This is a genomic window from Rhizobium sp. RHZ02, assembly GCF_014851575.1.
In the GTDB taxonomy this organism is placed as follows: domain Bacteria; phylum Pseudomonadota; class Alphaproteobacteria; order Rhizobiales; family Rhizobiaceae; genus Rhizobium; species Rhizobium altiplani.
The window spans coordinates 25,339-34,222 of sequence record NZ_JACUZX010000039.1 but is presented as its reverse complement, the minus strand read 5'-3'; the positions used below and the strand labels follow the sequence as shown (position 1 = coordinate 34,222).

General features: G+C 63.0%; 8 protein-coding genes. 7 read left to right on the top strand and 1 reads right to left on the bottom strand.

Annotated features, from left to right (window positions below):
• Positions 1–33: 33 nt before the first annotated feature.
• Entirely contained in the window at positions 34–1,071 is a 1,038-nt protein-coding gene (locus tag IB244_RS30135) for an Ldh family oxidoreductase (protein ID WP_192306663.1), read from the bottom strand.
• Between the two features lie 150 nt (positions 1,072–1,221).
• Between IB244_RS30135 and IB244_RS30130 the strand changes: the two genes are divergently transcribed.
• The 7 genes from IB244_RS30130 to IB244_RS30100 all read left to right on the top strand — a co-directional run bounded on the left by IB244_RS30130 (position 1,222) and on the right by IB244_RS30100 (position 8,883).
• Positions 1,222–2,739, top strand: a complete 1,518-nt coding sequence (locus tag IB244_RS30130) for an aldehyde dehydrogenase (NADP(+)) (protein ID WP_192306661.1) — start codon at positions 1,222–1,224, stop codon at positions 2,737–2,739.
• 184 nt (positions 2,740–2,923) lie between these two features.
• The gene (locus IB244_RS30125) at positions 2,924–3,733 is read left to right on the top strand and encodes a transporter substrate-binding domain-containing protein (protein WP_192306659.1); all 810 of its coding nucleotides are present in this window, start codon (positions 2,924–2,926) and stop codon (positions 3,731–3,733) included.
• Between the two features lie 69 nt (positions 3,734–3,802).
• The gene (locus IB244_RS30120) at positions 3,803–4,468 is read left to right on the top strand and encodes an amino acid ABC transporter permease (RefSeq protein ID WP_018859736.1); all 666 of its coding nucleotides are present in this window, start codon (positions 3,803–3,805) and stop codon (positions 4,466–4,468) included.
• Between the two features lie 12 nt (positions 4,469–4,480).
• Positions 4,481–5,134 (top strand): amino acid ABC transporter permease, encoded by a 654-nt coding sequence (locus IB244_RS30115; RefSeq protein WP_018859737.1) that lies wholly within the window; start codon positions 4,481–4,483, stop codon positions 5,132–5,134.
• Positions 5,127–5,849: an amino acid ABC transporter ATP-binding protein gene (locus IB244_RS30110; RefSeq protein WP_018859738.1), complete on the top strand. Its 723-nt coding sequence runs from the start codon at positions 5,127–5,129 to the stop codon at positions 5,847–5,849. The genes IB244_RS30115 and IB244_RS30110 overlap by 8 nt, the downstream gene beginning before the upstream one ends.
• 7 nt (positions 5,850–5,856) lie before the next feature.
• Complete coding sequence (locus IB244_RS30105) at positions 5,857–7,107, top strand: NAD(P)/FAD-dependent oxidoreductase (protein WP_192306657.1); 1,251 nt, start codon at positions 5,857–5,859, stop codon at positions 7,105–7,107.
• Positions 7,108–7,191: 84 nt separating this feature from the next.
• Entirely contained in the window at positions 7,192–8,883 is a 1,692-nt protein-coding gene (locus IB244_RS30100) for an aconitase X (protein WP_192306655.1), read from the top strand.
• Position 8,884: the final 1 nt, after the last annotated feature.

Genomic DNA, 8,884 nt, shown 5'->3' with positions numbered 1-8,884 from the left:
CCCTCCGTATTGGCGGCGATTTCTGCCGGTGGCTCAAGCCACCGCCTCCAGGCCGAGCGCGAACAACCGCTCGAGCTGGTTGATTTCGGCGTCGGTCAGCGCGATGCCGTCGGCCTTCGATTTTGCGCGCGCCGCATACCGGCGCTGCGAGGGAAGGCGGGCGCCCTGGCCGACGATGGACTCGAACAGGGTCTCTGCCCGCGCAAACGGATTGCCTGGCCGGCCGGCGGCGAAGGCTTCCGGCGAGAAGGCGATGATCAATTCGCCGTGGAAAGGGGCCAGCGTCGTCGTGCCGAGATAGTCCAGCACCTCGGGGCTTGTCAGGTCGCCGATCATGATTCCGGCCAGTAGCTCGATCATCGTCCCGATGGCCGAGCCCTTATGCCCGCCGAACGGCAGCATGGCGCCGGCAAGCGCAGCCTCCGGATCGGTCGTCGGATTGCCGTCGGCATCGATCGCCCAGCCCTCGGGCAGCGACTTTCCAGCCCGCCGGTGCAGTTCGATTTCCCCGCGCGCGGCAACCGACGTGGCAAAATCGAAGACGTAGGGCGGCTGGCCGACGCGCGGCCAGGCAAAGGCGAAGGGGTTGGTGCCGAGCAGCGGTTTGTTGCCGCCGGTCGGCGCAACGGTTGCATAGCTCGGGCACATGACCAGGCCGGCGAGGCCCTGTTCGGTCAGGGCTTCCGCTTCCGACCAGAGCGCGGAGAAATGCGTGCAGTCGTTGATGACGAGGGCTGCAAGCCCGCAGGATCGGGTGCGCTCCACGAGAGCCGGCAAGCCGAGTTCGAAGGCCGGATTGGCAAAGCCACCCTTGGCGTTGACCTTCACGATCGCGGAGCCCTCCTGCAGCATAAGTTCCGGCACCGCGTCCGGATTCACTTTGCCCGCTTTGACGGTCCGCAGCGCACCCTCGATCCTGTAGATGCCATGCGATTTGCAGGCATCCCGCTCTCCGGAGACGATTACGCGCGCGAGTGCGCCGGCCTGGATCTCGTTGAGGCCAGCCTTGCGGAAAATCGCATCGACCCGCTCCTGCAGGGCCGGTACGGTCAGGGTGGTGTTGTCGCTCATCTCGTGTCTCTCATGAATGGCCCGGCCGCCGACGGCGATCGAGTGTTGATGTTATAAATACATAGAGTATACAAAGATCCGACATGCGCAATTCGCCTTTGGATGGATTTTCGCGTAAAGCACCACGGGCTCTCAAGAAAGGAATCGCAGATGGTCTTCACTCCCAATGGAAAACACCTCGTCGCGGGCGAATGGCTCGACGGAGCGGGTACTTTTGCATCCGCGCCGGCGCACGGTCCAGTCCACCAGTTTGCAGTCGGTACGGTAGATCTTGTCAATCGCGCCTGCGAGGCCGCCGAAGATGCGTTCTGGAGCTATGGCTACTCCACGCGCGAAGAACGCGCGGGGTTCTTGCGCGCCATCGCCGACGAGATCGAAGCCCGCGCCGAGGCGATCACCGCGATCGGTAGCCAGGAAACGGGTCTGCCGGAAGCTCGCCTGCAGGGCGAACGCGGCCGCACGACCGGTCAGCTACGGCTCTTCGCGGACCATATCGAAAAGGGCGAATATCTCGACCGCCGTCGTGATGCGGCACTGCCCGACCGCCAGCCCGCGGCACGGCCGGAAATCCGGCTTATCCAGCGCCCTGTCGGCCCGGTCGCCGTCTTCGGCGCCTCGAACTTCCCGCTGGCCTTCTCCACGGCCGGTGGTGATACCGCAGCCGCTCTGGCGGCAGGTTGCCCTGTTGTCGTCAAGGGTCACTCGGCGCATCCGGGAACCGGCGAAATCGTCGCGCAGGCGATCGAGGCCGCTATTCGCAAGACGGGTGTTCATCCCGGCGTCTTCTCGCTGATCCAGGGTGGCAACCGTGATGTCGGTCATGCACTCGTGCAGCATCCGCGGATCAAAGCTGTTGGCTTCACCGGTTCGCTCGCCGGCGGCCGCGCACTCTTCAATCTTTGCGCCGCGCGGCCGGAGCCGATCCCGTTCTTCGGTGAACTCGGTTCGGTCAATCCGATGTTCCTGCTGCCCGAGGCGCTGAAGGCACGCGCTGAAGCGCTCGGCCAGGGCTGGGCCGGGTCGCTGACGATGGGCGCCGGCCAGTTTTGCACCAACCCCGGCATTGCAGTTGTGACTGAAGGCGCCGAAGCCGATCGCTTCGTAGCCGCAACGGTCGAAGCGCTCGGCAAGGTCGCGCCGCAGACGATGCTGACGGATGGCATTGCGAAGGCCTACCAGGATGGGCAGTCACGCTTTGCAACTCGCAATACGGTCAAATCGCTGTTCGCCAGCGAGTCCTCTGGCCGCTCAGCCGCTCCGAACCTGTTTGAGACAACCGGCGCACAGTTCCTCGCCGATCACGCCCTGGGCGAAGAGGTCTTTGGACCGCTCGGCCTTGTCGTGCGTGTCCAGACGATCGATGAGATGGAGACGCTCGCTCGTGGCTTCGAAGGTCAGTTGACGGCGACGATCCATATGGATGCAGGTGACATTGCCGACGCCCGTCGTCTGCGCCCCGTGCTGGAACGCAAGGCAGGACGCGTCCTGGTCAATGGATTCCCGACCGGTGTCGAGGTGGTCGATTCGATGGTGCACGGCGGACCCTATCCGGCTTCAACCAACTTCGGCGCAACCAGCGTCGGCACAATGTCGATCCGGCGCTTCCTCCGCCCGGTTTCGTACCAGAACATGCCGGAAGATCTCCTGCCGGAAGATTTTCTCGGCTGATTCCTATCAAGGGTAGAAAAGCAAAGGGCGGCCACGACTTGGCCGCCCTTTTTTGTCGACGTAGCCGCTATTCAACTTATACTTTTTGCATACTTCATGTATTTTAGCATTGATTTGCGCGCGCCGAAGGGGAATAGTGCGCCTCGCTGTCAATCGACAATCCAACTCTGGGAGAGAGAATAGAATGAAACCTTCGGTCCTCGCCTTCGGCCTTCTGGCTGCCGCAACCGTTCTGACCAGCCCGGCGAAGGCCGACAAGTTGGACGACATCATCGGCTCGGGCACGCTGCGCTGCGCGGTCGTACTGGACTTCCCACCGATGGGTTCGCGCGACGAGAATAACAACCCGATCGGCTTCGACGTGGACTATTGCAACGATCTGGCTAAGACGCTGGGTGTAACCGCCGAAATCGTTGAGACCCCGTTCCCTGAGCGTATTCCGGCGCTGATGTCGGGTCGCGTTGATGTCGGCGTGGCCTCCACCTCCGACACGCTCGAGCGTGCCAAGACTGTCGGCATGACGGTTCCCTACTTCGCCTTCGAGATGGCGGTTACGGCCAACGAGAAGTCGGGCGTGAAGTCCTTCGAAGACATGAAGGGCAAGGTTGTCGGCGCAACCGCTGGCACTTACGAAGCGATCGCACTCGAACAACAGGTCAAGGCCTGGGGCGTCGGCGAGTTCCGTCCTTACCAGACGCAAGCCGACGTATTCCTGGCGTTGAGCCAGGGCCAAATCGATGCCACCGTTTCGACCTCGACCGTTGCCCAGGCCAACGTCAAGACCGGCAAGTTCGCCGGCATCGCTGTGGTCGGCAAGGCACCGTTCGACATCGACTACGTCTCGCTCTTCACCAACCGTGAGGAATACGGCCTGATCAACTACCTGAACCTGTTCATTAACCAGCAGGTTCGCACCGGCCGCTACGCCGAGCTCTACAAGAAGTGGGTTGGTGGCGACCTGCCGTCGCTCGCGGTCAATGGCGTTTACCGCTAATCCGCACCGTTTCTCCCGCGGCGCGAGGCATGACCTCGCGCCGCAGCTTTATGACAAGGTGAGACGGTAATGTTCAACTACACCTTCCACTGGAACCAGGCGCTCAAGGCATTGCCGCAGATGCTCGACGGTGCGCTGGTCACGATGCAGATTGCGCTCCTGTCCATGGTCATCGGATTGGCTTGCGCGATCGCGCTGACCTTGTTCCGGCTATCCGGCAACCGCATCCTTGGTGGCTTCGCCACGGCTTGGGTCGAGATCGCCCGAAATACGCCGGCGCTGTTCCAGATCTACATGGCTCATTTCGGACTCGGCAACTTTGGCATTCACCTCACGCCGTTTACCGCGCTCCTGGTTGGCATTGCCTTCAACAACGCTGGCTACCTGGCAGAAAATTTCCGCGGCGCGCTGAAGGCGATCCCGGACACGCAGACGCGCGCCGGACGCTCGCTCGGCATGACCTCGATGCAGGCCTTTCGCCTGATCGTCCTGCCGCAGATGCTGCGCGTGGCGTTTCTGCCGGCGACCAACCAGATGGTCTGGGCGGTCCTGATGACGTCGCTCGGCGTAACCGTCGGTATGAACACTGACCTTACCGGCGTGACGCAGGAACTGAATGCGCGCTCCTTCCGCACCTTTGAATTCTTCGCCTTGGCTGCCGTGATCTACTACGTCATCGCCAAGGTTCTGACCCTTGCCGCCCGGGCACTCGCCTGGCGCATGTTCCGTTATTGAGAGAGGTGAGAGATGTTTAGTACTGCCCTCACCTGGAGTGATCTGGCCTTTCTGGCGCAAGGCGCGGGAATGACGCTCGCGGTCACGGCCGTCTCGGTCGCTGCCGGAACCGTTCTCGGCATCTTCTTCGGGATGATCCGCGTCGAACTCGGACCTTACTGGTCCGCACCGCTGACCTTCGCGCTCGACGTCTTCCGCTCCGTGCCTTTGTTGATCCAGCTTGTGCTCGGAAATGCGCTGCAGTCCATCATGCGGCTTGGCTGGCCCCCATTCACGACCTCCTGCGTGGTGCTGTCGCTCTATACGGCTGCCTATTGCACGGAGATCGTCCGCGGTGGCATTTCCGCGGTGCCGCCGACCACGCGCCGTGCGGCTCGCTCGCTCGGCATGACCTGGTGGCAGGACATGCGCTATATTGTGGCCCCGCTCGCAACGCGCGTTTCGCTGCCGTCTTGGATCGGACTGACGCTCGGCGTCATGAAGGATTCCGCGCTGGTGCTCTGGCTCGGCCTGATCGAGTTGCTGCGCGCCTCGCAGATTCTCGTGACCCGGCTGCAGGAGCCGCTGTTCATCCTGATGATCTGCGGCACCGTCTACTTCATTATCAGCTTCCCCATCGCCCGGATTGGCGGGTATCTCGAAAAACGGTGGTCCCCCAATGATTGAGATTGAAAACGTCCGCAAATCCTTCGGCCCGTTGGAGGTTCTGAAGGGCATCAACCTCACTGTTCCGAAGGGCGAGGTGCTGACCATCATCGGTGGTTCCGGCTCGGGGAAGTCGACGCTGCTCACCTGCATCAATGGCCTTGAGGCCATCGACAGTGGCCGTATCGTTGTCGACGGCACGGATGTGCATGCCAAGGCGACCGACCTCAACAAGCTTCGCCGCAAGCTCGGCATCGTCTTCCAGCAGTGGAACGCTTTCCCGCATCTGACGGTGCTGGAAAACGTCATGCTTGCGCCGCGAAAAGTGCTCGGCCTTTCCAAGGCGGAAGCCGAGGCGATCGCGGTAAGGCAGCTCACCCACGTCGGCCTCGGGGAGAAGCTCAAGGTCTATCCTAACCGCATGTCGGGCGGCCAGCAGCAGCGCATGGCGATTGCGCGTGCGCTTGCCATGTCGCCAGAATACATGCTGTTCGACGAGGTCACCTCGGCGCTCGACCCACAGCTGGTTGGCGAAGTGCTCGACACACTGCGCATGCTGGCCTCCGAAGGCATGACGATGATCTGCGTCACGCACGAAATGAAGTTTGCGCGTGAGGTTTCAGACCGCGTCGCCTTCTTCCACAAGGGCGTGATGGCCGAGATCGCTCCCCCGGAAGAACTGTTCGGTGCGCCGAAGGATCCGGAGTTGCAGGCTTTCCTCGCTGCCACCCATTGAGGCGATGATGAACGATCAAATTCAGACGGATGTCATCGTAATCGGCGCGGGGGTCGTTGGGCTATCCGCTGCAATCGCGGCACAGGCAAGGGGGCTTTCGGTGGTCGTACTCGACCGGGAGGGTCCCGCTGCCGGCGCCTCGGCTGGCAATGCCGGCGCCTTCGCCTTTACCGACATCCTGCCGCTTGCTTCGCCGGGCATCCTCAAGAAAGCACCTAAGTGGCTGCTCGATCCGCTCGGCCCGCTTTCGGTGCCGCCAGCCTATGCCTTGCAGATCGCGCCATGGATGTTCCGCTTCTGGCGCGCCTGCGCGCCGGGCCGTGTCGCCCATTCGACTGCGGCGCAAACCGCGCTGATGGACCTTTCGAAGGCGGAGCTTGAGCCGTTCCTGCAGCAGACCGGCACCGTGGGCATGCTGCGCAAGGATGGCAATCTGCAGGTCTATGAGGGCGAAGCGGAACTGAAGGCTTCGCTTCCCGGCTGGAAAGCGCGGGAGGAGCATGGGATCGAGTTCCATCACCTCGATGCGGCCGGCATCAATGAGATCCAGCCTGGTATCGCGCCTCGCTTCACCCATGGCACCTTCACGCCTGGCTGGTACTCCATCGCCGATCCCAAGCTCTATACCCTTGCCCTGGCAGACCACTTCCGCGCCATCGGCGGCTCCATCGAGCGTGCGGAGGTCATCGCACTCCGTCCCGTTGATGGCGGCGTAGATGTCGTCAGTTCCGGCGGCGCTTCGCGACGGGCAGCACAGGTGGTCCTATCGGCGGGTGCATTTTCACATCAGGTGGCCCGTACGATCGGGGAGAATATCCCGCTCGAAACGGAAAGGGGCTACAATACCACGCTCCCTCCCGAGGCTTTCGATCTGCGCACCCAGGTTACCTTCGGCGGGCACGGATTTGTCGTTACCCGGCTGTCGACAGGCATCCGCGTGGGCGGCGCCGTCGAGCTTGGGGGCTTGAAGCTTCCGCCGAACTTCCGTCGATCGGAGGCGATGCTGAAGAAGGCACAGAGCTTCCTGCCCGGCCTGAAGCCTCAGGGCGGCGTCCAGTGGATGGGGTTCCGCCCATCCTTGCCGGACAGCCTGCCCGCCGTCGGTCACGCCCGCGCCACGCAGCGCGTCGTCTATGCCTTCGGTCACGGCCATCTTGGCCTGACTCAGTCGGCTGGCACCGCGCGCATCGTTGCGGATTTGCTCACGGGCAAGAAGCCGGCGATCGACATTGCATCCTTCTCACCCCAAAGATTCTGATGGAGGCGGGAGCGCGCTAATGACAGTTGGCCGCATCAGCCCCCATTGGTGAATGACTCCCTCCGCTCAAGGCTTCGTGGTGAAATGAAAACCCTCGCACTCGATCGCAGCATTCTCGGCGGTACCGCGAATGGCCCCGTCATTGTCGCAAAGGAGGCATTGAGCTTCTGGGGCGGGGTCGATCCCGCTACTGGCTTGGTGATCGACGTCCACCACCCGCTTCACGGAACCCGCCTCACCGGTGGCATTCTGATGATGCCCTCGAGCCGCGGATCCTGTACGGGTTCCGGCGTACTCCTCGACCTCGTCCTGACGGGTCGCGCACCGGCCGCCCTGGTTTTTTCCGAAGCCGAGGATGTGTTGACGCTCGGCGCGCTGATCGCGTCCGAAATGTTCGGCAAGCCTCTGCCCGTCGTACGGCTTGGGCCGGAGGCCTTTGCGGCGCTCTCCCGCGCGAAGACCGCCGAGATCAGCGATACGGTGGTTGTCGCAGACGAGGTGGAGATTCCGATCGCTCCTCCGGCAACCGCTGCGCTCGACCTAAACGATGCAGATCGCGCCATGCTTGACGGGCAGCAGGGCATCGCCGTGCAGCAGGCCATGCGCATCATCTGCGCCATGGCGGCGCAGCAGGGCGCGCGCGGCCTCGTGGATGTCACGCAGGGCCATATCGACGGCTGCATCTATGCGAGCCCCGCCAATCTCACCTTTGCGGAAAAGATGGCTGATATGGGCGCGCAGGTCCGCGTGCCGACGACCATGAACGCCATTTCCGTCGACCGCGCCAATTGGCAAGCGCAAGGCGTTCCGGAAAGCTTCGGCGACCCGGCTGCACGGCTTGCCGATGCCTATGTGCGCATGGGCTGTCGCCCGACCTTCACCTGCTCTCCCTATCTGCTGGATAGCGCACCGCAGGCGGGAGAATCGATTGCATGGGCAGAGTCCAACGCAGTGATCTTCGCCAATACCGTGCTCGGCGCGCGGACGGCAAAACACCCCGATTTCCTCGATCTCTGCATCGCGCTAACGGGACGTGCGCCGCTGTCCGGCGTTTATCTCGACGAGCATCGCAAGGCACGACGGATCATTGATGTCGAATTGCCCGAGCGCGTCGATGACGCTTTCTGGCCGCTCATCGGTTATCTCGCAGGTCGCGCGGCGCCGGATCGCATCCCGCTTTTGCGCGGCCTAAGCTCCGCGCGGCCTTCGCAGGACGACCTGAAGGCGCTGTGCGCCGCTTTTGGCACCACGTCAGCAGCACCCATGCTGCATGTGGAGGGCGTTACGCCCGAAGCTGCCGGCTCGGCCCGCGACGATGCCGATCGGGTTGTCATCTCGCGCGCCGACATGGCTGCGGCCTGGACGGTTCTAAACGAGGGGCCGGAAGAGGTGGAACTCGTTGCCATTGGCAGCCCGCATGCCTCCCTGACCGAATGTCGAGCCTTGGAAGAAGCGCTTGCCGGCCGCAGCCGGTACGCGGATGTCACGGTAATTGTGACCGCCGGTCGCCAGGTCATCAGCGAAGCGCGCAACGAAGGCCTGTTGAAGAGGTTGGAGGATGCAGGCGTGCAGGTCCTGCCCGATCTCTGCTGGTGTTCGATTTCCGAGCCCGTGTTCCCGACGCGAACCCGCTCCCTGATGACGAACTCGGGCAAATATGCCCACTATGGCCCCGGCCTTTCCGGTCGTGCCGTTCGCTTCGGCAGCCTTGCCGATTGCGTCACCGCCGCTCTGACTGGGCGCGTTCCGCCCCAGTTGCCCGATTGGCTTTCCTGAG

Coding starts and splice junctions, on each gene's coding strand:
- IB244_RS30125 (WP_192306659.1), top strand. CDS start 2,924: ATGAAACCTTCGGTCCTCGCCTTCGGCCTTCTGGCTGCCGCAACCGTT.
- IB244_RS30100 (WP_192306655.1), top strand. CDS start 7,192: ATGAAAACCCTCGCACTCGATCGCAGCATTCTCGGCGGTACCGCGAAT.
- IB244_RS30120 (WP_018859736.1), top strand. CDS start 3,803: ATGTTCAACTACACCTTCCACTGGAACCAGGCGCTCAAGGCATTGCCG.
- IB244_RS30105 (WP_192306657.1), top strand. CDS start 5,857: ATGAACGATCAAATTCAGACGGATGTCATCGTAATCGGCGCGGGGGTC.
- IB244_RS30135 (WP_192306663.1), bottom strand. CDS start 1,071: ATGAGCGACAACACCACCCTGACCGTACCGGCCCTGCAGGAGCGGGTC.
- IB244_RS30115 (WP_018859737.1), top strand. CDS start 4,481: ATGTTTAGTACTGCCCTCACCTGGAGTGATCTGGCCTTTCTGGCGCAA.
- IB244_RS30130 (WP_192306661.1), top strand. CDS start 1,222: ATGGTCTTCACTCCCAATGGAAAACACCTCGTCGCGGGCGAATGGCTC.
- IB244_RS30110 (WP_018859738.1), top strand. CDS start 5,127: ATGATTGAGATTGAAAACGTCCGCAAATCCTTCGGCCCGTTGGAGGTT.